General features: G+C 43.0%; 21 protein-coding genes and 1 pseudogene. 1 reads left to right on the forward strand and 21 read right to left on the reverse strand.

The genetic code is table 11. The annotated features are described in order from the left end of the window. Window positions 1-2: 2 nt before the first annotated feature. From rsmB to ACIFPW_RS05875, 10 genes are all read right to left on the reverse strand, one after another. Window positions 3-1,337, reverse strand: a complete 1,335-nt coding sequence (rsmB, locus tag ACIFPW_RS05830; protein WP_430242747.1) for a 16S rRNA (cytosine(967)-C(5))-methyltransferase RsmB — start codon at window positions 1,335-1,337, stop codon at window positions 3-5. Between the two features lies 1 nt (window position 1,338). Beyond that, complete coding sequence (fmt, locus tag ACIFPW_RS05835) at window positions 1,339-2,277, reverse strand: methionyl-tRNA formyltransferase (RefSeq protein WP_430242750.1); 939 nt, start codon at window positions 2,275-2,277, stop codon at window positions 1,339-1,341. Window positions 2,278-2,279: 2 nt separating this feature from the next. Next, the gene (gene def / locus ACIFPW_RS05840) at window positions 2,280-2,756 is read right to left on the reverse strand and encodes a peptide deformylase (protein WP_430242752.1); all 477 of its coding nucleotides are present in this window, start codon (window positions 2,754-2,756) and stop codon (window positions 2,280-2,282) included. A 21-nt stretch (window positions 2,757-2,777) separates the two neighbouring features. Further along, the gene (gene priA / locus ACIFPW_RS05845; protein ID WP_430242753.1) at window positions 2,778-5,180 is read right to left on the reverse strand and encodes a primosomal protein N'; all 2,403 of its coding nucleotides are present in this window, start codon (window positions 5,178-5,180) and stop codon (window positions 2,778-2,780) included. Further along, on the reverse strand, window positions 5,177-6,385 hold the full coding sequence (gene coaBC, locus ACIFPW_RS05850; RefSeq protein WP_430242755.1) for a bifunctional phosphopantothenoylcysteine decarboxylase/phosphopantothenate--cysteine ligase CoaBC: 1,209 nt from the start codon (window positions 6,383-6,385) through the stop codon (window positions 5,177-5,179). Before coaBC ends, priA begins: the two co-directional genes overlap by 4 nt. Window positions 6,386-6,521: 136 nt before the next feature. Then, the gene (gene rpoZ, locus ACIFPW_RS05855; protein WP_202407214.1) at window positions 6,522-6,728 is read right to left on the reverse strand and encodes a DNA-directed RNA polymerase subunit omega; all 207 of its coding nucleotides are present in this window, start codon (window positions 6,726-6,728) and stop codon (window positions 6,522-6,524) included. A gap of 2 nt (window positions 6,729-6,730) precedes the next feature. Next, window positions 6,731-7,342: a guanylate kinase gene (gene gmk / locus ACIFPW_RS05860; protein WP_194221376.1), complete on the reverse strand. Its 612-nt coding sequence runs from the start codon at window positions 7,340-7,342 to the stop codon at window positions 6,731-6,733. A gap of 22 nt (window positions 7,343-7,364) precedes the next feature. Further along, window positions 7,365-7,625: an extracellular matrix/biofilm regulator RemA gene (remA, locus tag ACIFPW_RS05865; protein ID WP_159782328.1), complete on the reverse strand. Its 261-nt coding sequence runs from the start codon at window positions 7,623-7,625 to the stop codon at window positions 7,365-7,367. Between the two features lie 69 nt (window positions 7,626-7,694). After that, a complete protein-coding gene (locus tag ACIFPW_RS05870; RefSeq protein WP_430242757.1) occupies window positions 7,695-8,570 on the reverse strand; it encodes a YicC/YloC family endoribonuclease in 876 nt (291 codons plus the stop codon). A gap of 106 nt (window positions 8,571-8,676) precedes the next feature. Then, window positions 8,677-11,361 (reverse strand): calcium-translocating P-type ATPase, SERCA-type, encoded by a 2,685-nt coding sequence (locus ACIFPW_RS05875; protein WP_430242759.1) that lies wholly within the window; start codon window positions 11,359-11,361, stop codon window positions 8,677-8,679. A gap of 115 nt (window positions 11,362-11,476) precedes the next feature. Between ACIFPW_RS05875 and ACIFPW_RS05880 the strand changes: the two genes are divergently transcribed. Further along, window positions 11,477-13,174, forward strand: coding sequence for an Rqc2 family fibronectin-binding protein (locus ACIFPW_RS05880; RefSeq protein WP_430242760.1), 1,698 nt, complete (start codon window positions 11,477-11,479; stop codon window positions 13,172-13,174). Between the two features lie 42 nt (window positions 13,175-13,216). On the opposite strand, the pseudogene ACIFPW_RS05885 reads toward ACIFPW_RS05880, so the two are convergent. The 11 genes and pseudogenes from ACIFPW_RS05885 to pyrR form a co-directional block, all read right to left on the reverse strand. Next, window positions 13,217-13,873: pseudogene (locus ACIFPW_RS05885) on the reverse strand (class I SAM-dependent methyltransferase). A gap of 10 nt (window positions 13,874-13,883) precedes the next feature. Further along, entirely contained in the window at window positions 13,884-14,531 is a 648-nt protein-coding gene (pyrE, locus tag ACIFPW_RS05890; RefSeq protein WP_430242762.1) for an orotate phosphoribosyltransferase, read from the reverse strand. After that, window positions 14,515-15,240, reverse strand: coding sequence for an orotidine-5'-phosphate decarboxylase (gene pyrF / locus ACIFPW_RS05895; RefSeq protein ID WP_283152256.1), 726 nt, complete (start codon window positions 15,238-15,240; stop codon window positions 14,515-14,517). The genes pyrE and pyrF overlap by 17 nt, the downstream gene beginning before the upstream one ends. Further along, entirely contained in the window at window positions 15,213-16,154 is a 942-nt protein-coding gene (locus ACIFPW_RS05900) for a dihydroorotate dehydrogenase (protein WP_430242764.1), read from the reverse strand. The genes pyrF and ACIFPW_RS05900 overlap by 28 nt, the downstream gene beginning before the upstream one ends. Continuing rightward, complete coding sequence (locus ACIFPW_RS05905; RefSeq protein ID WP_430242767.1) at window positions 16,151-16,918, reverse strand: dihydroorotate dehydrogenase electron transfer subunit; 768 nt, start codon at window positions 16,916-16,918, stop codon at window positions 16,151-16,153. The genes ACIFPW_RS05900 and ACIFPW_RS05905 overlap by 4 nt, the downstream gene beginning before the upstream one ends. Further along, entirely contained in the window at window positions 16,915-20,124 is a 3,210-nt protein-coding gene (carB, locus tag ACIFPW_RS05910) for a carbamoyl-phosphate synthase large subunit (RefSeq protein WP_430242769.1), read from the reverse strand. Before carB ends, ACIFPW_RS05905 begins: the two co-directional genes overlap by 4 nt. Further along, window positions 20,117-21,205 carry a carbamoyl phosphate synthase small subunit gene (locus ACIFPW_RS05915; protein ID WP_430242772.1) on the reverse strand — a complete coding sequence of 363 codons (1,089 nt, stop codon included), beginning with the start codon at window positions 21,203-21,205 and terminating at the stop codon, window positions 20,117-20,119. Before ACIFPW_RS05915 ends, carB begins: the two co-directional genes overlap by 8 nt. Beyond that, the gene (locus ACIFPW_RS05920) at window positions 21,205-22,485 is read right to left on the reverse strand and encodes a dihydroorotase (RefSeq protein WP_430242775.1); all 1,281 of its coding nucleotides are present in this window, start codon (window positions 22,483-22,485) and stop codon (window positions 21,205-21,207) included. Before ACIFPW_RS05920 ends, ACIFPW_RS05915 begins: the two co-directional genes overlap by 1 nt. After that, window positions 22,485-23,381 (reverse strand): aspartate carbamoyltransferase catalytic subunit, encoded by an 897-nt coding sequence (locus ACIFPW_RS05925; RefSeq protein ID WP_430242778.1) that lies wholly within the window; start codon window positions 23,379-23,381, stop codon window positions 22,485-22,487. The genes ACIFPW_RS05920 and ACIFPW_RS05925 overlap by 1 nt, the downstream gene beginning before the upstream one ends. 141 nt (window positions 23,382-23,522) lie before the next feature. Continuing rightward, a complete protein-coding gene (locus ACIFPW_RS05930) occupies window positions 23,523-24,839 on the reverse strand; it encodes a solute carrier family 23 protein (protein ID WP_430242781.1) in 1,317 nt (438 codons plus the stop codon). A gap of 164 nt (window positions 24,840-25,003) precedes the next feature. Continuing rightward, window positions 25,004-25,546 carry a bifunctional pyr operon transcriptional regulator/uracil phosphoribosyltransferase PyrR gene (gene pyrR, locus ACIFPW_RS05935; RefSeq protein WP_194221361.1) on the reverse strand — a complete coding sequence of 181 codons (543 nt, stop codon included), beginning with the start codon at window positions 25,544-25,546 and terminating at the stop codon, window positions 25,004-25,006. Between the last annotated feature and the right edge of the window lie 83 nt (window positions 25,547-25,629).

A 25,629-nucleotide genomic window follows, 5' to 3' on the forward strand; every position in this document is an offset into this window, starting at 1 on the left:
CATTATTTTTTAACTAAACACGCGATATAAAATCCATCCGTACCAAAATACTGTGGTAGTAGCTGTAGCTGTCCATCTTCACAATATGTTCTTACTTTTTCTGGTAAGCGGTTTGAGAATGATTCATCTAGTGAAAAATCAGGATGCTCTTCAAGGAACTGTTTTACCACTTCCTGGTTTTCTACACTTTCTATTGTACACGTACTGTAAACCAATTTTCCACCTGGTTTTAAAAGAGAAGCTTGAGAGGCAAGGATGCCTTTCTGAACACTTGTAATCCGCTCAATGTCATCCTCTTTCTTTGACCACTTAATGTCTGGTTTTCTTCTTAGCACTCCGAAGCCTGTGCACGGCGCATCAACAAGAATACGATCAAATGACTTTGCCTTGAAGCGATCTGCAACGTTTCTACTGTCGAGGGCTTCTGCTTCAATAGCGCGGAGATTAAGACGCTGTGCCTGTTTTTTAATTAATTTAACTTTATGAGGATGCAAATCAAGCGAATTCACATGTCCTGATCCATTTAATCTTTCTGCAATATGAGTAGATTTACCACCTGGTGCCGCACATGCGTCGAGGACTTTTTGACCTGGCTCAATTCCAAGCGCTCTTGCAACAAGCATCGAACTTTCATCTTGAATGGTTAAATCCCCGCGCTTATACACTTCAGTATCAAGCACTTTCCCCTGGATCACCTTGATGGCATCTACTGAAAGACTACCTTCTACAGCTTCCACACCCTCTTTTTTCAAGTCTTCGATAACTTGATCAACAGAAGTTCGTACCATATTCACACGCGCTGTCACATATGGAGAAAGGAGATTTTCTTCACACATCGCTTCTGTCGCTTCTACACCAAGCTGATCAATCCAACGTTTAACGAGCCATAGCGGATGACTTTTCGCAATGGAAATGCGTTCCGCAACATCTTCAATATCCTCAGGATTCTTCAGTCCTTTTCTTTGGGTATTGCGAAGTACCCCATTCACCATTCCACTAATGCCTTTGTGTCCACGTTTTTTTGCTATTTCAACTGCCTCATGGATGATAGCACGATCTGGCACACGATCAAGATATACCATTCGATAAAGAGAAAGTTGCAAGAGAGAAATGACCCACGTCTGGATTCTCTTACGATTTGTTAGAAAATCATCTAAGTAGAAATCCAGTGTATTCTTTCGCTGGATCGTACCGTATACGATTTCTGTTAATAAGCCTGTATCTTTCCGGCTTAGCTTATGCTTCTTAATCGTTTCATTCAGCAATAAATTGCTGTATGCCTGGTTTTTGTTAATCTTTTCAATTACATCAAGTGCTGCTTCTCTTACATTTGTCATACTATTCACCAAATCTCTCATTTTTCTCGAATGTTCTTGCTTGTAAATACTGTGCGGATGTCATACGTTTTTTTCCTGATGGTTGAATCTCCGTTAACTTGATTGCTGTTGAGTTGCCTGTTGCTACGACCGGACCATCTGCATCCGTATATAAAACAGAACCTGGATCTGCCTTCTCAGCACTCTCTACTTTCTCAGCCCACCAAATCTTCATCACTTTTCCATCATACTCTGTAAACGCGACTGGCCATGGATGCAATCCACGTACCTGGTTATAAATTTCTTCACCAGTCTTCGTCCAGTCGATCTTCTCCTGCTCTCGTTTAATGTTAGGGGCAAAAGTAGCCTCTTCATCGTTTTGCTTTACAGGAGTTAATTCACCGTTTAGAAGCTGTGGCAACGTTTCTTTCAAAAGCTCAGAGCCTGAAGCACTTAATTTATCATGAAGTGTTCCAGTATTGTCACGTTCTTCAATAGGGACAACGGACTGTGTTAGGATATCGCCTGCGTCCAATTTCTCAACCATATACATGATCGTAATGCCTGTTTCTTTTTTCCCCTGAAGGATGGAGTAATGAATCGGTGCGCCTCCGCGAAGCTCAGGTAGCAATGACGCATGAACATTAATACAACCGTACTTCGGAGCATCAAGCAGCTGTTTTGGTAGAATTTGTCCAAATGCAGCCGTTACGATCAAATCAGGGTCTAAATCTAGAATAGGCTGAAGCTGTGCAGGGTCTTTCACTTTCTCAGGTTGTAACACCGGAAGTCCATGCTTTTCTGCAGCCACCTTAACAGGAGGAGGTGTAAGCACTCTTTTTCTGCCTTTTGGACGATCTGGTTGTGTCACTACACCAACTATGCTATAACCTTCTTCTACAAGCATATCAAGGACAGGAACTGAAAAATCTGGTGTACCCATAAATACAATTTTCGTCATCGTTACTCACTCTCGCCTTCCTGTTCAGGATCGACATACCGAATAACTTTCTCAGTAAAAAGCACGCCATGAAGATGATCGATTTCATGCTGAATCGCTCTCGCAAAGAACCCCTCTGCTTTCAGTTTGAATTCACGTCCAAAACGATTTTGGGCTTTTAGTGTGATCGTATACGGGCGTTCTACTTCTCCAAACAGTCCAGGAAAACTTAAACAACCTTCAAGATCCACCTCTTTACCAGAAGCCTTCACGACCTTAGGATTGATTAATTCTAATGCTTCTTCTTCTCTCGTATCAACAACTGCGACTTGCTGTTTAATGCCAATTTGCGGAGCAGCTAGACCCGCTCCATCTGCTTGATACATTGTCTCAAACATATCATCAAGCAACTGATGCAATTCTTTATCGAAATGCTCGACAGGCGCGCATTCCACTTCAAGCACCTCATTCGGGTGCAATACAATATCTCTAATAGCCACTCATATACTCCCTTTCACATTCTACATCATCATATAAGGCTGGGTATCAATGGACAGCTGCAGTCCTCCGCGGCTAATTTCCTTCGAAAAGTGCTTTTGGATTTCTTTTAAATGATGATGTAAGTTCGGTTCAGTTTTGTATTTTATCATGCATTGATAACGATATCTATCTTTGATCCGCGGGATAGGTGAAGCAACAGGACCGAGAACCACACTAGCTTCGGATAAATGATCCTTTAAATAGCCCGCAATTTTCTCAGTCACATCAACCGTTTTCGTTAGCTCTTCGTGTGAGACGTTCACCATGGCAAGAAAGTAAAACGGCGGATAGCCAAATTGTTTTCTTGTTAGCATCTCACGCTTATAAAACGACTGGTAGTCATGATCAGCTGCCATTTCAATACTGTAATGTTCGGGCGTGTATGATTGAACGATTACCTCTCCCGGAAGCAAGTGACGCCCGGCACGACCACTAACTTGCGTGAGAAGTTGGAACGTTTTCTCAGAAGCACGAAAATCAGGTAGATGGAGCATTGCATCACCCGCTAAAACACCAACGAGCGTTACGTTCGGAAAATCAAGACCTTTTGCGATCATTTGAGTACCAAGTAGAATATCGGCTTTTCCTTCTCCAAATTGGTTCAGGAGCTTCTCATGCGCTCCTTTTCTCCTTGTCGTATCAACGTCCATTCTAACTACCCGAGCTTCCGGAAGAATTTTCGTTAGTTCTTCTTCCACTCGCTGAGTGCCTGTCCCAAAGAAGCGAATATGCTCGCTTTCACATTCAGGACAGCGGCTTGGAAAGGGTTCTTCATGGCCACAATAGTGGCATCGCATTGTTCCATTGATTTTGTGATACGTTAAGCTAATATCGCAATGAGGACATTCCGCCACATACCCACAGTCCCGACACATGATGAATGTTGAATATCCTCTTCGATTTAAAAAGAGAACCGTTTGCTCCTTTTTTTCCAGGCGGTCTTTCAATTTGTCATAAAGATCATTCGAAAACATCGACCTGTTGCCGGCTCGCAATTCTTCTCTCATATCGACAATAGACACAGCAGGCATTGCCTGCTTGTTTACCCTTTCTAATAATTCAAGGAGAGTATAGACACCTTTGGACGCTCTTGCATAAGATTCGAGTGACGGTGTAGCACTGCCTAGTACGACGGGACACGCGTAGTGGTCTCCGCGCTTAATAGCTACATCTCTCGCATGATACCTTGGGTTTTCTTCCTGTTTGTAGCTACTCTCATGCTCCTCATCAATAATAATGATGCCAAGATTCGTAAAAGGCGCAAAAACCGCCGAACGTGCTCCAACAACTACTTTCACTTCTTTCCGATGAATCTTACGCCATTCATCGTACTTTTCTCCTCGAGAAAGACCGCTATGTAAAACAGCGACTTCTGAACCGAATCGACTTTTGAATCTGGTCACCATTTGTGGTGTTAATGAGATTTCAGGGACGAGGACAATTGCCTCTTTACCTTGTTCGAGCACACGATGAATCGATTGCAAATAGATCTCTGTTTTCCCGCTCCCTGTTACGCCATGAATGAGAAACGTCTCGTGATGACGATTTTCAATGCTATGAAGAATTGGCGTAATCGCTTGTTCTTGGAGATCAGTTAGCTCCAGAGCAGTTGAAGGTGTAAACTCTCGACCCTTATAAGGATCACGATAAAGCTCCACTTCTTCTTCCTTTAATATCCCTTTTGATACAAGCGATTTGATTGTAGACCGGGTAGTATCGAGCATATCCATGAGCTCTTTATAAGAAACCGCGCCTTCATATTGAATAAAGTGCTGAATAATTTCCTGCTGTTTCAACGCACGGTTACCCATTTGTTCTTTTTCGCTTTGAAGTTGAGCCTCACTAAGAGCCGCGGAAACAGAAAGGATTGTTTTCGGTGCCGTTTTCTCTTTCACATCATAGCGTACTTCAAGCTCATCATTTTTGATAGCTCGATTTAACTCCTTATGGCTAAAGTGGGAGAGAAAGTCTTCCCACTTCACAACGTTTGAAGAAGTGAGCATACGATGCCATGGTGCCGCTTCATTCGAACGGTTTCCGAGCACAACTGATTTCGTTACATTCGCTTTCATCGCTGCAGGTAACATAACTTGAAGAGCCGATACGGCATAGCAAAGTGCTTTTTCAGTTAGCCAGAATCCAAGATCAAGTAATTCTTTTGTCAACACTGGTGTAACATCTTTCACTTCACTTATTTCCTTCAATTTTGCATGTTCTGATTCACTTACGACAGAGATAACGAACCCCTGAATTTTTCTTGGTCCAAAAGGAACGACAACCCTCATTCCAGGCTCGATCATTTCCTCCCATTCTTCAGGAATAGCATAATCAAACATGCGATCAGTTTGATTTGCTGGTACGTCAACGATAACTTTAGCGATCATGAATGTGTCACGTCCAGACGTATCACTTCATCCAATATACGATTTGCCGCTTCATGTTTTGACTGTAATGGAAGATCTACTCGCTCCCCATCTTTTCTAAGGAGCGTCATCACGTTTGTATCTTTGTCAAAACCTGCTCCCACTGCTTTAATGTTATTCGCGCAGATAAGATCAAGGTTTTTCTTTTCTAGCTTCTTTAGAGCATATTCATCTAACCGCTCTGACTCAGCAGCAAAGCCGACGAGTATTTGATCCTTTTTCTGCTGTCCAAGGGTCCATAAAATATCTTTTGTTCGCTCCATTTCAATGACCATATCATCATCTGACTTCTTCATTTTCTCAGTAGAGACCATAGAAGGACGGTAATCAGCAACTGCAGCTGCCTTAATGATCACATTAGCATCCGCAGAAGCTGACAGGACAGCTTGGTACATCTCTTCAGCTGTTATCACATCTATACGTTCAACTCGTTCAGGAGTCGTTAACGTAACAGGACCTGCTACAAGCGTGACATCTGCGCCACGTTTCGCGGCCTGCTCGGCTAGAGCAAAGCCCATTTTCCCGGATGAATAATTTGTAAAGTAACGAACGGGATCAACCGCTTCACGAGTTGGGCCTGCTGTAACGATAACTTTCTTTCCAGACAAGTCCCCTACATCCTCTTGAAAATATGTTTCGAGTGTTGAGAGAATGTCTTCTGGTTCTGCCATCCGACCTTTGCCAACGTAACCGCACGCGAGTAAACCTTCTCCTGGCTCAAGAAAATGACAGTTGAAGGAGCGAAGTACATCCATATTCTTTTTCACCGCTGGATGATCGTACATATGAACGTTCATGGCAGGGGCTACAAAGATAGGTGCCTCTGTAGCAAGTAATGTGGTGGACATCATGTCATCTGCAATTCCATTAGCTAGCTTACCAATCATGTTCGCTGTTGCAGGGGCAATCAAGACGAGATCGGCCCAATCTGCCAGATCAATATGAGCAACTGAAGCTGGATCTTTTTCTTCGAACGTATCTCGATACACATCATTTCGTGATAACGTTTGGAATGTTAACGGCGTTACGAATTCAGTCGCTGAATCTGTCATTAACACTTTTACTTCTGCGCCTGTTTGATACAGCTTGCTCGTAAGTGCCGCTGTTTTAAACACCGCAATTCCACCGCTCACACAAAGCAAAATTTTCTTCCCTTTGAAACTCACCAGATTCACCTTCCATCTTATTAGTTAACATAATATAAATATCGCAACCTTGATAATTATAGCGATCGTAATGGAATTCTCTCTATAGAATCAAGAAAAAAATAACAACCTATTCTCATAGGTTGTTACTTCTTAATCAGTCTTCTATCATTCCATCAGCAAGTAGTTTGCCATCAAGCACTTCTTCAAGCGCTTTGCCAACAGCCTTAACGGACTTTGGGCGATCAACATAAACATTACCAGTTTGTTGAATCGTGCGTGCACGCTTAGCTGAAAGTGTTGCAAGTGTGTACTTTGAATCAATGCGATCCATTAGTGAGTCAATCGATGGGTATAAAATCATAATTAAACCTCCGTTACATTCTTATATTTATGTGCAAGACGATCACGTCTAAGGTGCTCTGCTGTAATAATAGCACGAATTCGCTCGCAAGCTAATTCAACTTGATCATTTTCAACGATATAATCGTATTCATCAATCAATTCGATTTCCTCTTTCGCTACGCCCATACGGTTATCAATTAAATCATTTGATTCCGTACCGCGGTTTACGATGCGATTTCTAAGTTCTGTCAAACTAGGAGGCATTAAGAAAATGAAAGCTCCTTCAGGAAAATGCTTTCGTACTTGCTTTGCTCCCTGAACTTCAATTTCAAGTAGCACATCTCTACCTGACTGCAATGTCTCTTCCACATAGTCAACAGGCGTACCGTAATAATTGCCAACGTAATGGGCATATTCGAGTAGCTTATTATTTTCGATCATCTCTTCAAATTCTTCATGAGATTTAAAGAAATAATCGACGCCGTTCACTTCACCTTCACGCGGTTTACGGGTTGTAACAGAAATCGAATACTGTACTTCAGCCGCATTTTGCATGAATGCTTTTCTGACTGTTCCTTTTCCGACACCAGATGGGCCTGATAGAACAATTAACAATCCACGTTCTTTTTCCATACTTACCTCCACTTAATTGATGCTACTCGTCTGAAAGCTCGTCTTTGTTTACTAGACGCTGAGCTACTGTTTCAGGCTGGACTGCCGAAAGAATAACATGGTCGCTATCAGAGATAATAACAGCTCGTGTTCTTCGTCCGTATGTTGCATCCACAAGCATATTGCGGTCCCTTGCAACAGTAATGATTCGTTTGATTGGTGCCGATTCTGGACTAACAATTGAGACAATTCGATTCGCATTCACAATGTTTCCGAATCCGATATTGATTAATTTAATACTCATGGTCGTTCCTCCCAGGAATCACGATTCTATTTTTACACCAGTAAGGTGATTTTAAACAAAGCGTTCAGGCTATTCAATATTTTGAACCTGTTCACGAACCTTTTCCACTTCGCTCTTAAGATCAACAATATGCTGGCTGATCTTATGGTGTTGAGACTTGGAACCGATCGTATTCAGCTCCCTATTGATTTCCTGTACTAAGAAATCAAGTTTCCTTCCAACGACACCATCACTACTAAGAATATCATGGAATTGGGCCAGATGACTACGGAGCCTGATGATTTCTTCATCTATACTCGCTTTATCTGCAAGAAAAGCTACTTCAGATAATATCCGGGCTTCATCCACTTCATCTAATTCTTTAAAACTTTCAAGCTTTGTGCGGATCCTGTTCTCAAAAACTGTTGTTACTTCATGAGAAAGGTGTGAAATAGAAGTCATTTGATCATTCATGTTCGCAAGTTTTTGGCGTATATCTTGATCAAGTGCCTTTCCTTCGATCTGACGCATCTCAACGAGCTTATGAATAGCTTGATTTAGCGTATAAAAAATCGATTCCTCAAGCTGATCGATGTTATGCTCCTTTTCATTCACTTGAAAAACATTCAGATTCATCATGGTAGAAGCTGACAAATCTTCTTTCAAATGATAGCGTTCTGTAGCTTGTTTCAAAATCATTATGTATTGATCTAGCAAGTGCCAATCTACTTGAACATTAGATGATTGTAAATCAGCTCCATCGATGGTTAAATAAAGTTCGATTTTGCCACGACTGACATAGCTCTGAATCGCCTTCTTCATCCTACCCTCTAGATGAAAGACTGCTTTTGGCATGCGAAATGTTCCATCAAAGTAGCGGTGATTCACAGACTTCATTTCGATTGTTACTTGAACACCCTCATATACATTTGACGCTCTGCCAAACCCGGTCATGCTCTTAACCATATTATCACATCCAATAGCTATTCTAACCAATTGTACCACTTCATCAAACCGAAACAAAGGGATATCTCTCTCGACTATACGTGCTACAACAGAAAAACAGAGGGGGCTACCCTCTGCTATGTTTTCTTCTAAAGAGTGTTGTTCCAGCCAGAAGAAATGTTGGAATGCTTGAGAAGACTAATATTAACATCCATTCTCTCATTGATAAGTAAGTTGTATGGAAAATCGGTTGTAATGGTTCATAGTAGATTACTGCCAGAAGCAAGCCAACGGAAGATAGGACAGCAAGAACCAACGCTTTATTCTCAAATGGATTTCGGTGAAAAATCGACCGTTCGCTTCGACAGTCAAAAACATGGATTAATTGCGCAAGAACGAGCGTTGAAAAAGCTACAGTTTGCGCTTGAACGAGGTCATTTGGGTTTTCATTGTAACAGATCATAAACGCTGCTAATGTACATGCTCCGATCATAATCCCTCTAGAAATGATTTTCCAACCTAACCCCCTTGCAAATACGCCTTCTTTCGGCTTGCGTGGGTCTCGCTTCATGACGTTACCCTCTGCAGGATCAAGTCCAAGAGCCATTGCTGGCAACCCGTCTGTGACGAGGTTCACCCATAGTATTTGAATGGGTACGAGAGGAAGCGGCAGCATGAGCAAGATAGCAAATAGCATGACGAGAATTTCGCCTACATTAGATGCTAATAAATAGCGAATGAATTTTCTAATATTCTCGTATATGTTTCTTCCTTCTTCAACTGCGTCTCGTATCGTAGCAAAATTATCATCACTTAAAATGAGCGATGACGATTCTTTTGCAACATCCGTTCCTGTTTGTCCCATTGCAATGCCGATATTAGATGCCTTAATAGCCGGAGCATCATTTACTCCATCCCCTGTCATTGCGACAACATGCCCTTTATTTTGGAGGGCTTTTACAATCTTTAATTTATGTTCAGGCGACACACGAGCAAAAACATAGATGTCTTCAACTTGATTTTCGAGTTCTTCTACTGTCAATGTCGATAGCTTACTTCCTTCCATTACTTTGCCACGCTCTGGTAGAATCCCCAGGTTAAGAGCAATCGCTTTTGCGGTTGTCACATGGTCCCCTGTGATCATGATCGTTTTGATGCCTGCTGTTTTACAATCTGCAACAGCTTGCTTTACTTCTTCCCGTGGAGGATCAATCATACCTTCTAAACCGACAAATGTTAAACGAGATTCAGCCTGAACGCTATGTAGCATATTCTCTTCATTTTGTATCGGTTTAAAAGCAACTGCAATCGTTCTTAGAGCTAAACTACCAAACGTATCAAGCTGCTCTTGAATTTGTTTCTCATAGCTTTTGCGTAATGGCGCTTTCTTCTCACTCCATAGAACTGATTCACATTGCTTTAAAACAATATCTGGTGCCCCTTTGGCAATAACATAGCGTTTACCAGAAGAATCTTCCACAATCATACTCATCATTTTCCGATTAGAATCAAATGGAAACTCTTGAATGATGGTAAACTCTTCTTCTCTTACATCCTCTGTTAACCCAGCCTTCATCGCAGCAGCAACAAGCGCTCCTTCAGTTGGGTCTCCATCAAGTACATATTCACCCTTTTTCTCTATCACTCTTGCATTACTACAGAGAAGACCAAACGTCAGAAGTTGCTTTAAAGACCGCTCATCATCTGAGTAAACACGCGTATTTCCTTTAAAAAAGTCACCGTAAGGAGAATAACCCGATCCGGTCACTTCCCACGTTTCCCCTCCAGCCCACAGTTTTGTAACCATCATTTTATTTTGTGTAAGTGTTCCTGTCTTATCAGAACAAATGACTGTCGCACATCCAAGTGTTTCAACAGACGGTAGTTTACGAACAATCGCTTTCCGTTTACTCATTCTCTGCATGCCGATCGCAAGCGCAATGGTCACAATCGCTGGCAATCCCTCAGGAATTGCTGCCACAGCAAGCGATACACCAGCTAAAAACATGCTATACACATCGCGTCCTTGAATGATCCCAAGGACCACGACTAACGCTGTAAGCATAAGCGCTGCTGCGATTAAGATTTTACCCAGCTGTTCGAGTCGATGTTGAAGAGGCGTTTCCATCGTATCCGCTGATTGAATTAAGTGAGCGATCTTTCCCATTTCGGTCTTCATTCCTGTTGCTGTTACAATGCCAATCCCTTTTCCCTTTGTAACGAGCGTGCCCATGAATCCCATATTGTGCTGATCCCCTAGCCCTGGATGTTCATCCGGGATCGGCTCTGGATGCTTGTTCACTGGCAATGACTCCCCCGTCAAGGCGGATTCTTCAATAAGCAAGCCCTGACAAGAAAAGAATCGCACATCTGCTCCAATTCGATCTCCACTTTCCATCCGTACCATATCTCCGATAACAACTTCTGAAGCTTGAATTGTTGTCCATTCTCCATCACGAAGGACCCTCATCTTTGGAGATGACAACTGTTTTAACGCTTGGAGAGACTTCTCTGCCTTTCGCTCTTGAACAAAGCCGAGTATCCCATTCATTAAAATGATTAGGATAATAGCAATGGCATCGAGATACTCTCCAAGTAAACCGGAAATCAACGTAGCTGCAAGAAGCACAACGACCATAAAATCTTTAAATTGGGCTAAGAAGATTAAAATCATTGATGGCCTTTCTACTTCATCGAGCTGATTTAATCCAAATGTCTTTCTTCTTTGCACCGCTTCTTTTGAGCTAATCCCTTCATCGCTTGTCTCTAATTCCTCTTTCACTTCCGCTTTTGTCATGTTATACCAGTTCATTTTCCCCACCCCGATCCTGCACGTAATCTCCCTAATAATTCATCTATATTCAGACAAGCTCAAAAAAATGCTATACTAAGAATAATGTCTATTGATAGGAATGTAGGTGAACAATATGTCTTTTGACGGTATGGTAATGAGAGCCGTTGCACACGAAACAAATGAATTGTTAAAAGGTGGACGAGTTACGAAGATCTATCAGCCTTATGCAACTGATTTATTACTTGTTATTCGTTCAGGTGGTAAAAATCATCAGCTGTTATTATCGGCGAATCCATCTTATGCAAGAATTCAAACAACACAGGAATCCTATGCAAATCCAAAGGAGCCTCCAATGTTCTGCATGCTTCTTCGTAAGCACTTAGAAGGTAGTATTGTAGAAGAGATTAAACAAATCGAAAATGAACGCATCATTCACGTCACATTTAAAGCACGTAATGATCTTGGTGACTTAACAACAAGAACGTTAGTAGCTGAAATTATGGGGCGTCATAGTAACGTTATTTTACTTAACGAATCAAATATGATTTTAGATAGCATTAAGCATCTTTCACCGTCTGTAAACAGACACCGAACGGTTCTTCCAGGGCAGGATTATATTGCACCTCCTGCACAGAACAAAATTTCTCCGTTCGGCTTAACGAGAGACGATTTTCTAAGACAAATTGATTTCAATGCAGGTAAACTAAGCCAGCAGCTCGTTCAAGCTTTCGGTGGACTTTCACCACTGATCGCAAAAGAAGTGATTCACAGGGCAGGACTAGCTAACCGTACAACTCTACCGGAAGCTTTCTTTGATGTCTTCCAAGAGCTAGAGCAGCATCACTACAAGCCACAAATGGTAACAGAAGCGAAAGAATTCTTCTCTGTTGTTGAGCTGTCTCACTTATCAGGAGAAAAAAGAGAATTTGAATCTGCTAGCGAACTGCTCGACCGCTTCTACTATGGAAAAGCTGACAGAGATCGCGTAAAGCAGCAGTCGAATGATCTAGAGCGTTTTCTTTCAAATGAATTAAAGAAAAACGAGAAAAAAATTCAAAAGATCACTCGTACGATTCAGCAGGCACAGGAAGCCGATACGTATCAACTACTTGGCGAACTGTTGACAGCAAACATGCATATGGTGAAGCGCGGGGATAAAAAGGTAGAAGTGATCAACTATTATGATGAAGATGGTGGAACAGTTCTCATTGAGTTGAATCCTCAGAAAACGCCATCTGAAAACGCTCAAGCCTATTTCAAAAGATACAGCAAAGCGAAGAATTCTATATCTGTTCTTGAAGAACAAATCAGCATGGCCCATCAAGAAATTGCGTATCTGGAACAGCTGATTCAACAATTAACCTCGGCCTCCCCACGTGACATAGAGGAGATACGTGAAGAGCTTGAAGAAGAAGGATACATTAAGAAACGTCGTAAAAAGAAGAAATCCAAACCAACGAAACCTCAGCTTGACGCTTACGTCTCGTCAGATGGTACGGAAATACTCGTTGGGAAGAACAACAAGCAAAATGAGTATTTAACGAATAAGCTTGCTGCTCGAGGAGAAACGTGGCTTCATACGAAGGATATTCCGGGATCTCACGTGGTGATTCGAAGTAAAGAATACACGGAGGAAACGCTCCTTGAAGCCGCCAACCTTGCCGCCTATTTCAGTAAAGCACGAGAATCTGGTTCAGTTCCGGTTGATTATACCGAAGTACGTCATGTCAAAAAACCAAACGGTGCCAAGCCAGGGTTTGTAACGTATGATCAACAAAACACTCTTTATGTAACACCAGATCAGGATTTGATATTTAGGATGAAGAAGTAACAAAAAAGGTTCCCGCTCATATAACGAGCGGGAACCTTTTTATTATAATTTTGCAACCGTAATAATCGCTAGCCCATCAAGCACTTCTACATGCTTCGTTTCCTTCGCACCAAGTCCTTTCAGCTTCTCGCTTAGCTGTTCTGGTGTATAGCGATGTCTTTTCGTTGAAACGTTCGACCACTTTAACAGTGATGTTTGTTCAAAACCGCTCATTCCATGCTTTTTTGCATACTCGAATGCAGCCATTTGGTTCATTTGAAGAGATGGATTTAGCATAACAATCCTACCGCTTTCTTTTGTAACCCGCATCATTTCTTTCATACCTGCTTCTGGCTCTGGTAAAAGGAACATAACGCACGTTGATAGAGACAAATCAAACGTGTCATCGTCAAACGAAAGATTGCATGCGTCATCTTCTGAAAAGTGACTTTTATTCGCTCAATTTAAAAAGAAGAAATTCTGTTTGCTTGCCTTCACCATTTCCGATGATAAATCAACACCTGTCAGCATACTCGCTTCCTCGACGCCACGAAGAAGGAGTCTTCCTGTTCCACACCCTACATCTAGAACGGACTTCCCTTCCCATGATCCTGAAGCTTGTTTTAATTCATCGTGAACAGCTCCAAGCCATTTTGTTCGAGCCATATCATCAAAAAAGGATACGAGCGAATCGAACTCTTCTCCTTGCATTTTTCTCATCTTACCCCTCCTAAACGGAGAGATCTTTCAACTGCTCCAACCATTCTGTTGTAGATGGATTGTCGCGCCAGTGAAGCAGTGATTGAACCTCTCTTTCCTCAATCATACCTGTTTCAACGGCGCTTGTTAACAATTCATCGAAATTGGTAAGGGTATCCCAGGCAATTCCTTCAGCAGCGAACTGCTCTGCCCCTTTTTTCATCCCATATGTAAAGATCGCGGCCACACCAAGAACATTCGCTCCGGAAGATTGTAATTGCTTCACAGCATCAATGGCACTGCCACCAGTTGAAACCAAATCTTCAATTACCACAACTTTTTGGCCTTCATCTACTTTTCCTTCAATAACATTCCCTTTTCCATGCCCCTTTGCGCTTCCCCGAACGTAAACCATTGGTAAATCTAATACGTCGCTTACCCACGCAGCATGAGGAATCCCAGCTGTTGCTGTTCCAGCAATCACTTCTGCATCAGGGTATTTTTCCTTCACCATAGTAGCAAGCCCCCGGGCAATTTCTTTTCTTACCTTTGGATATGAAAGTGTTAAACGGTTATCACAGTAAATTGGTGACAATAAGCCTGAGGACCACGTAAAAGGATTATTCGGCTGTAGACTCACTGCCTCAATTTCCAATAAGGCTTTAGCGATTGATTTCATATGAATTCCTCCATTCAGATTTTAGTATGTCATATGCCGCTAATGGATTCTTCGCTCCAGTTACGCTGCGTCCTACGACAATGAAATCACTTCCTAGAGACCGTGCCTTCTTTGGTGAGCAGACGCGGTTTTGATCACCAGCCATATCCCCTTCGAGTCTAATTCCAGGAGTTACAGTTAGAAAACGATCGCCACAAGCTTCTTTTATCATCGGAACCTCGAGAGCTGAGCTCACAACACCATCAAGCCCACTTTCTCTTGCAAGATTGGCGAGAGAAACAACGCTATTCTTCATATTTCCAGTGATTTGCAATTCTTTTCGAAGCATCTCTTCTGACGTACTTGTTAATTGCGTAACGCCGATGCAAAGCGGGCGCTTTTGCCCTGAGCTCGTACCTGATTCAAGCCCTTCTATTGCCGCCTTCATCATACGCGATCCCCCACTAGCATGAACATTGATCAAATCAACACCAAGACCGGCTAATCCTTTCATCGCCTTTTGGACGGTATTTGGAATATCATGAAGTTTCAAATCAAGAAAAACATCATGACCATGCTGCTTTAATTCATCTACTAGCTTAGGTCCATGTTGATAGTAAGCTTCCATACCAACTTTAACGAAAAGCTTTTCCTGCTCAAATAGCGCAAGGAAATCATCTAGCTCATCTTTTCTAGAAAAATCTAATGCGAGGATGATTGAAGATTCCATTCCGTTTTCCAACTCCTTCCCGTAAGCTCTGAAATATGGTGAACACCTAACTCATCCAGCAATGGTGGTAAAGAGTCAATAATGTTAGGGCATGTGAATAGGTCAACGAAGTTTGCTGTTCCAACCGCCACAGCGCTCGCTCCAGCAAGAAAATATTCCATCACATCTTCAGGCGTCTGGACCCCGCCCATTCCGATAATCGGGATATTCACCTGTTGACTTACTTGATGAATCATACGAATGGCAACAGGCTTAATAGCTGGACCAGATAAGCCACCAGCCCCATTCGCAAGGATTGGCTTACCGGTTTTCAAGTCAATTCGCATTCCGAGAAGCGTGTTGATCATCGTTAACCCATCCGCTCCAGCACGTTCAACTACTTTTGCCATTTGCACAATATCTGTCACGTTCGGTGAGAGCTTGACGTAAACAGGAACCGACGATACATCTTTTACAGCTTTGGTTACGTCATATGCAGTTTCTGGTACCGTTCCAAATGCAAGTCCGCCTTCCTTCACATTGGGGCAAGAAATGTTTAACTCTAGCGCGTGAACGTTCGGTGCTTTAGAAATTCGTTTAGCTACGGCCACATAATCTTCAATTGTAGACCCTGCGACATTCGCAATAATTGGCACATCAAATTGTGATAACCATGGTAATTCTTCTGCCATGACACGCTCAAGGCCTGGGTTCTGGAGACCAATAGCGTTTAACATGCCTGACGTCGTTTCTGCTACACGAGGTGTAGGGTTTCCGAATCTAGGCTCATTGGTGGTCGCTTTTACCATAATGGCTCCAAGCTGATCCAGTTTATAGAATTGACTGTATTCTCTACCAAATCCAAAGCACCCAGAAGCTGGCATAATCGGATTCTTTAAGTCAAGACCTGGCAGCTGAATTCCTAATCGGCTCATAGGACAACCTCCCCTGCTTGAAATACCGGACCGTCGCTACATACTTTTCGATAAGCAAAGCCTGTTTCATCCCCCTGTACATGACAAACGCATGCAAGACAGGCACCAATTCCACAGCCCATTCGCTGTTCAAGGGAGAGGTACACACCCTTTTTCGCGCGATAGTTTTCTAGCGCTTTTAACATTGGAGATGGCCCACAGGCAAAGAGATAATCTGCTTCCATATCAAGCTGATTTGTTACAAACCCTGCTTCCCCATGAGTTCCATCCGCTGTTGTAATCGTGACAGGACCTAACGCTTTAAACTTCTCTTCATAAAAAACAACTGAACTCGTTTGAAAGCCATTTATGTGCTTCACATTGACACCGCGCTTCGTTAATTCCTGCGAAAGATAATAAAGGGGAGGCACGCCGATACCGCCTCCTACAAGCAAAGCCGTATCTCCCTCCATTGTTTTCTCAACCGGAAACCCTTTACCGAGCGGGCCGAGGAGGTCAACTTCAACCCCCGGCACCATTTCAGATAAAACTTTCGTTCCTTTTCCTTCTGCACGGTAGATCATCGTCAACTCATGCCTTTTAGGATCAATATGACAAATGCTAATCGGCCTTCTGAGAAGTGGATCTGACCCGAAGCCAGCTTTTACATGAACAAATTGTCCAGGTTGGAAGCTTTCATCAATTTCCTTATGGAAAACAACTGCTTCATAAATCGAAGCTGCAATTTCTTTTTGTGACACGAGCTCAGTTTTTAACTGCCTCATGAACGAACCACTTCTTTTTCGTGAAACTTCGGCATGCTTGTGCTTGTAAAGGTCATTGTTTCAATTACGCGAAGCAGAGCTTTTGCTGTATCAAGAGATGTAAAGCACACAACTCCGTTTTCAACTGACTCTCTTCGAATGCGGAAGCCGTCACGAGCCGGCTGCTTTCCTCTAGTGAGCGTATTAATAACAAATTGTGCCTGACCTTCACGAATGACGTGTAGTAAATTCGGCTTTTCTGCCCCAATTTTATTGACGACTGTCACAGGGATCCCAAGATCACGTATGATGTGAGCTGTTCCTTCTGTCGCAAGAATGTGATAGCCGATCGCATTGAAACGCTTCACAAGATCGATCGCTTCTTCTTTATCTTTGTCCGCGATTGTGAATAACACTGAGCCGTGAGTTGGAATCTTCATACCGGAAGCAACGAGCCCTTTATATAGAGCTTTCTCCAGTGTGTAATCGCGACCCATCACTTCACCTGTTGATTTCATTTCAGGTCCGAGCGTAATATCAACACGACGCAGTTTAGCAAACGAGAAGACCGGCACTTTTACATATACATCGTCTCGCTCTGTTCCATACCCTGTTTCGTAACCAAGTGATTCAAGCGATGCTCCTAGAATCACTTTTGTTGCTAGATTCGCCATTGGTACCCCAGTAATTTTACTTAAGAATGGTACCGTCCGACTTGAGCGGGGATTTACTTCAAGTACATACACCTGTTCATTTTGAATAACATATTGGATATTAAGGAGACCTTTGATCTTCAAACCTCTCGCAAGAGCGATTGTCTGATCAATGAGCGTTTGTTTCACTTCACTAGATAAGCTCTGCGGAGGGTATACTGCAATCGAATCCCCAGAGTGAATCCCAGCACGCTCGATGTGTTCCATAATACCTGGAATAAATACGGTTTCTCCGTCAGAGATCGCATCAACTTCAATTTCTTTCCCCATCAAATACCGATCGATTAAGACTGGGTGCTGCGGATTAACCTTAACGGCATTTTCCATGTAATGAAGCAGCTCGCTTTCCTTATACACAATTTCCATTGCTCTTCCGCCGAGTACATAGGATGGGCGAACGAGGACAGGATAGCCAATTCGCTCAGCAATAGCCACTGCTTGATCAACGGAAGTAGCTGTCTTCCCTTCTGGTTGAGGTATGTTCAGCTCTGCCATAGCCATTTCGAATTTATCGCGATTCTCCGCTCGATCCATATCTTCTAAAGATGTTCCAAGGATTTTCACGCCTCGAGCTGATAGTTCGTCTGCTAGATTAATAGCCGTCTGACCTCCGAACTGAACGACTACGCCTTTAGGCTTCTCAAGATCAATCACATGCATCACGTCTTCAACCGTTAACGGTTCAAAATAAAGCTTATCTGAGATGCTGAAATCAGTCGATACGGTCTCCGGGTTATTATTAATGATAATGGCTTCATAGCCCGCTTCACGAATGGCCCAAACGCTGTGGACCGTTGCGTAGTCAAACTCAATCCCCTGGCCGATTCGAATCGGCCCCGAACCTAGGACGAGCACACTCTCTTTTGGTGTTTCAAGTGATTCATTCTCATCTTCATAAGTGGAGTAGTAATAAGGCGTTTCAGATTCAAATTCACCCGCACACGTATCAACCATTTTGTAAACAGGACGGATGGCTTCTCGCGTTCGCAGTTCATAGATTTCAAGTTCCTTTTGATCCCATAGTGCTGCAATGATGTGATCTGAGAAGCCTTTTTGCTTTGCTTCAAGCAAAAGATCGAGATTTCCTTTGTTCTCTTTCAACTTGTTTTCAAGCTCAATGATCCCTTGCATTTTGACGAGGAAATAATGATCAATTTTGCTCCAATCATGAATTTCTTTTATCGTTTTTCCTCTTCTGAATGCTTCTGCAACAACGAAGATGCGCTCATCATCCGCAAAGCGAATTCTTTTCTCCATCGTTTCTTCATCAAGGTCAGCTAGTTCAGGAATAGTAAGATGACTAACGTTCGATTCCAGGGAGCGAACCGCTTTTAGTAGTGATTCTTCAAGCGTACGACCAATTGCCATCACTTCACCTGTTGCCTTCATTTGCGTTCCTAGCTTACGATTCGCACTTTCGAATTTATCAAATGGCCATCTTGGAATCTTGGATACAACATAGTCTAAAGCTGGTTCGAAGCTTGCATATGTTTTGCCTGTAACAGGGTTTTTCATTTCCGAAAGAGAGAGCCCCACCGCGATTTTCGCTGCAAGCTTGGCAATTGGATAGCCCGTTGCTTTAGATGCAAGAGCGGAGGAACGACTAACTCTTGGATTTACTTCTATGATGTAATATTGGAAGCTGTATGGGTCAAGCGCAAGCTGAATGTTACAGCCACCCTCAATTTTTAGTGCGCGAATGACTTTTAGCGCTACGTTACGTAGCATTTGATAGTCTCGGTCAGAAAGGGTCTGACTCGGCGCTACGACGATGGAGTCGCCTGTATGGATTCCAACAGGATCGATGTTCTCCATGTTACATACAACGATCGCTTGATCTTGACCATCTCGCATCACTTCATACTCGACTTCTTTAAACCCAGCAATACTTTTTTCGAGAAGACACTGCGTAACCGGGCTGTATTTTAGACCACTTGAAACAATTTCTTCTAATTCTTCATCGTTGTTTACGATTCCACCGCCTGTACCACCGAGCGTATAGGCAGGACGTACGATAACCGGGTATCCAATTCTCTTCACAAATCGATAAGCTTCTTCGAGATTATGAATAATATCACTTTCCGGTACTGGCTCGTTTAACTCATTCATGAGCGTACGAAACAAATCACGATCCTCTGCCTGCTGAATCGCATCAAGTTTCGTACCCAAGAGTTCTACTTCATAGTCTTTTAAAACGCCCGCTTCTGATAATTCCATTGCCATATTCAGTCCAGTTTGCCCTCCGAGTGTTGCAAGAAGAGCATCCGGTCGTTCTTTTCGAATAATACGGCTAACAAAATCAAGCGTTAGTGGCTCGATGTATACTTCGTCCGCGATTGTGGTATCCGTCATAATTGTTGCAGGATTTGAGTTTACTAGAATAACTTCATAGCCCTCTTCTTTTAACGCTTGACACGCCTGCGTTCCTGCGTAGTCAAATTCTGCTGCTTGCCCGATGACAATTGGTCCAGATCCGATCACAAGGATTTTCTTAATATCTGTACGTTTAGGCATATGTTTTTTCCCCCTTGAATGTTGTAATCATCGAGATAAAGTCGTCAAAAAGTTCATTGGAATCTTCTGGTCCAGGTGATGCTTCTGGATGGTATTGCACACTAAAAGCTGGTTCATTCTTATGCTTGACGCCTTCAATGGAACCATCGTTTACGGCAACATGTGTGACTTCAAGATTTGTATTCTCTAGAGTTTCAGCCGCGATCGTATAGCCGTGATTTTGCGAAGTAATCGCGACGCGTTTTGTTGTTAAATCCATTACGGGGTGATTGGACCCTCTATGACCAAATTTCATTTTCTCTGAATCCGCTCCGCAAGCAAGGGCAAATAGTTGGTGACCTAGGCAAATGCCAAAGAGCGGAATTTTACCAAGAATGCCGTTAATCATGTCCACTGCTTCAGGAACATCTTTTGGATCGCCAGGGCCATTACTTAGCATTACGCCATCAGGGTTTAGGCGCAGAATTTCTTCTGCCGACGTATTGTATGGGACAACAACAACATCACATTTCCGTTTTGTTAGTTCTCTTAAAATGCCGTGCTTCATTCCAAAATCGACAAGAACGATGCGGAATCCACGACCTGGACTTGCATAAGGTGCTTTAATAGATACCTGCTGTACCTGGTCCCTTTTCAATGGCGTATCTCTTAGATCACGCGCAATCTTCTCTGGATCAACATCCATGCTACACATTTTTCCTTTTAGCGTTCCATTTGAGCGGATCAGCTTTGTTAGCTTCCTTGTGTCAATTCCTTCAAGTCCTGGAATGCCTTTCACACGAAGCAATTCATCAAGCGTCATTTCATTTCTCCAGTAGCTCGGTACTTCTGTTGCTTCTTTCACAATAAGACCATGTACAGAAGGATTAATCGATTCGAAATCATCGCGGTTAATGCCGTAGTTTCCAATTAGCGGGTACGTGAGCGTTACGATTTGAGCACAATAGGATGGATCGGACAAAATTTCCTGATAGCCCGTCATGCCTGTGTTGAAAACAACCTCACCACTTTTCTCAATGTCACTACCGAATGCTTTCCCTACAAAAACGGATCCATCTTCTAATACCAGCTGTCTTTTCATCATTGATCGCTCCCCTTTTCAAACACGATTTTGCCATTTACAACTGTTGCCGTTGGCCATCCTTTACAAGTCCATCCATTAAATGGGGTATTCTTTCCTTTCGAAACAAATGACTCTGGATTAATGTCCTCTTGCTCTGTTAAATCGATAATTGTCATATCCGCTAGTGCACCTATTTCGAGAGTGCCGTATTCAAGTCCAAATGCCCGCGCTGGTTTCACCGTTAACCAATCCACAAGTTGCTTAAGTGTAAAGGTTCCTTTCTCAACAAAATGGGTGAATAACAGCGGAAAAGCCGTTTCCAATCCTACTATGCCGAATGGCGCTTTTTCTATTGACTGTGCTTTTTCACCTTCTGAATGAGGGGCATGATCCGTTGCAATAAAGTCAATTGTACCGTCGAGCAGGCCTTCAATAAGGGCTGCTCGATCTTCTTTTGATCGAAGAGGTGGGTTCATTTTGTAATGCGTATCAAGTCCCGGTATATCATCTTCTGATAAAAGGAGATGATGTGGTGTTACTTCAGCTGTTACGTTAATGCCAGCCCTCTTCGCATCGCGTACGGTACGAACGGACTCCTTCGTACTAATGTGGCAAACATGATAATGAACGCCTGCTGCTTCAGCGAGCAGAACGTCTCTTGCAATATGTACCGCTTCACAAACCGATGGAATACCATTTAGTCCATTCTCTTTTGAGAAATGACCTTCATGAACGCTTCCTCCGTTGATCAACGTGTTTTCTTCACAGTGGGCAACAATTGCTAGGTTACTAGCTGCCGCGCGCTTCATCGCTTCTAGCATCATTCCAGCATCTTGAACACCAACGCCATCATCTGTTAAAGCAAACGCACCGTTTGTTTTCAACCCTTCAAAATTCGTAAGCTCTTGACCTAGCTGTCTTGTTGTAATCGCTCCGTATGGTAGGACGCGAACACTTGCCGTTTCTTTGATTCGATTCATTAACGTTTCCATCGTTTCTTCATTGTCTGGGACAGGTCTTGTATTCGGCATCGCTGCGATTGTTGTAAATCCGCCTTTCGCCGCTGCTTTTGTACCTGTTTCAATCGTTTCTTTATGCTCTCCTCCCGGTTCTCTTAAGTGCACATGTAGATCAACGAGCCCTGGAACTAGGAGGTTCCCTTTCGCATCAAAGGTTTCGTACTCCCCCTTTTCAATGCTCTGTGCGATTGTTTCAATTTCACCTTCTTGATTGATAAGAACATCGCGATCCATCAATTCTCCAGATTCATTAAGTAGTTTCGCGTTTTGGATTAGCATTACACGACCATTCCCTTCTTAGTAGGTTGTAGGACCAAGTTCAAGCAGGCCATTCGTACATAAACACCGTTTTCCATTTGCTTAAAAATTCTTGAGCGTTCACATTCCACTAATGATGTCTCAATTTCAACGCCTCGATTGACCGGCGCAGGATGCATGATAATGCTGTGTTTCTTCATACGTCTTTCTCGCTCTACCGTTAGGCCGAATGACTGGAGGTAAGAATCAGTATCGCTTCTTCTTGCATGGCGTTCATTTTGAATGCGGAGTAGCATGAGGACATCTGCCTGTTCAACCGCTTCACCCATTGTGACGTATGGGTATTCATTCATTGTTTCATCTTGCCATTCACGCGGGCCCGAAAAACTCACTTTTGCGCCAAGCCTATTTAATACGTTCGTATTTGACCGCGCTACCCTGCTGTGCTTTATATCACCAGCGATCACAACGTTAAGACCTTCAAATCGCTTGAACTCTTGACGAATCGTGAGGAGATCTAGCAGCGATTGGGTCGGGTGATGCCCGCATCCATCGCCTGCATTAATGATGGACATGGACGTTTTCTCAAGTAGCGGTTCGAAATACTTCTCATCTTTGTGCCTTACGACTACAGCACTTGCCCCTATAGATTCAAGGGTTTTAATGGTGTCGTATAGCGTCTCCCCTTTTTGAACGCTTGATGATGACGTTTCAAAATTCAACACCTCATATCCGAGTCGCTTCTCTGCTACCTCGAAGCTAAACCTTGTTCGGGTTGACGGTTCGAAGAAAAGATTCGCTATAAACACGGGCTCCTGTCTTTGAATACTTTTTCCATTTCTAAAACGTTCAGCCTGCAGTAATATTTCATGAATTTCATCTAATGTAAGAGAGGTCATATCAAGTAAATGCTTCACATCACTCACTCCGTTTCGTTAATATTTTTCTCAAAAAAAACACCCTGAGCGTTGTCAGGGTGCAGAAGGATAGACGCGTTTAAGTTAACGCATCTCTTTCCCACCCTTTTAGGTCTCTCTGTACCTTTTTAAAGGATGATGCTATGCAGCTGGTTCGTTATTTTCAAGATCTTCTTCAAACATTTTCTCAACCGATTGCTGTGAGCTTCCGCCAGGCAAAATGAGGTTCAGCGTAATACCAATGACGGTCGCAAGCGCCATTCCTGCAATTTGCAAGTTGTCACTAACCTGGATGAATGCCCCACCTACACCGATGACTAGGATTACGGAGGAGATAATCAAGTTGCGCTTTTCACCAAGATCAATTTTGTTATCAATCAGCATGCGCAAGCCAGATGATGCAATAATTCCGAAGAGAAGGATCGACACGCCGCCCATGACAGCCGTTGGAATCGTTGAGATAAGAGCTGTTACTTTTCCAATGAAGCCGAACATAAGGGCAAGGACAGCAGCCCCTCCGATGACGAACACGCTGAATACTCGTGTTATCGCAAGCACACCGATGTTTTCCCCATATGTCGTATTCGGCGGTCCACCAAGGCAAGATGCGATCATTGTGGCTACTCCGTCTCCAAGAATGGAACGATGGAGACCTGGAGTTTTCAAGAAATTCTTGCCGGCAACTTTACTTAAAACCATCTGATCGCCAATGTGCTCTGCAATCGTGACAACTGCAATTGGTACCATGATGAATAAGATTTCCCATGAGAAGACATCAACCGGGTTGTAATCCGCAAACGGGATGATGAAATCCGGCATTTGAAAGAATGAAGCTTCTTTAATTGGAGTAAGGTCAACAATACCCATGAAGTAAGCAAATGTGTATCCAGATACAATGCCGATTAAAATCGGAATCAGGCTGAAAAATCCTCTTAAAAACATGGAAGCGAGAATGGTTATCCCTAGCGTGACAAGCGCGACAGTAAAGTGCGTGCCGCTATAGGCTTCCGTAGCAGGGTTATTCATCGCCATGTCAATCGCCGTTCCTGCAAGACCTAGTCCGATGACCATGATCACGGGGCCAACTACGATCGGTGGAAGAAGTTTTAACAGCCAGTTTAACCCAAGCGCTCGAATTCCAATTGCGACAAGACCGTAGACAATCCCGGCAAAAAAGCTTCCGATCATGGCTCCCTCAGGTCCGTGCAAAGAGACGGCTGAAATGATTGGTGCAATAAAGGCGAATGACGACCCCAGGTATGCTGGGATGCGACCTTTCGTTATGGCAAGATAAGCTAGCGTCCCAAGTCCACTTGAGACAAGGGCGACCGCCGGATCAAGTCCGACGAGAAATGGAACTAATATCGTTGCGCCAAACATGGCGAATAAATGCTGTAAGCTTAATGTGAGCCAGCTTGAAGGTTTGGGTACCTCTCGAATTCCTAATACTTTTTTCATGATGTATTCCTCCTTGGTTGTGCGTGTCCCGGCCATCGTTTTTCTTAACCCTTAAGGTATAAAAAAACTCCTTGCATGGCCGCAAGGAGGTACACGCGTGTCCTGAAACGGAACGCGTCTCCTCCCTTGGCCGTCTCTCTGGACGGATTTAAAGGGAGCACGATTTATGATTGTGATAAGCTAACTTGGTCAAAGTCATCTACTTCTGTAAGAGCAACTTCAATGATTTCTTCTTTTGCTGTTGGTACGTTCTTCCCTACATAATCGGGACGAATTGGTAATTCTCTGTGTCCACGATCAACTAGCACCGCCAGTTGAATTTGTGATGGACGTCCAAGATCCATTAAGGCATCCATTGCAGCACGAACGGTTCTGCCTGTATAAAGGACATCGTCAATAAGTATCACTTTTTGATCTGTTACATCCTTTGAAATGCTTGTGCCTTTTATTAGGGGATCCTGATCTTCGTTTTTGTGAGTAAGGTCATCGCGATACATGGTGATATCAACTTCTCCTACTGAAATCGCTGATCCTTCAATTTGTTCGATTCGTTCAGCTAACCTCTCAGCTAAATAAATGCCTCTTGTTTTAATCCCAACAAGCATTGTATTGTCAATGCCTTTATTACGCTCTAGAATTTCATGTGCAATTCGCGTAAGCGCTCTTCGAATCGCTTGATCATCGAGCAAAATGCGTTTGTTTTCCATGATGATCGCCCCTCTCTCTTTATCGATCTGTGGCATTAAAAAACCCTTTTGCCATGAGGGCAAAAGGGTTTTGGGCATACAAA

This window comes from Pseudalkalibacillus sp. NRS-1564, assembly GCF_050467905.1.
GTDB classification, from domain to species: Bacteria; Bacillota; Bacilli; order Bacillales; family Guptibacillaceae; genus Guptibacillus; species Guptibacillus hwajinpoensis_B.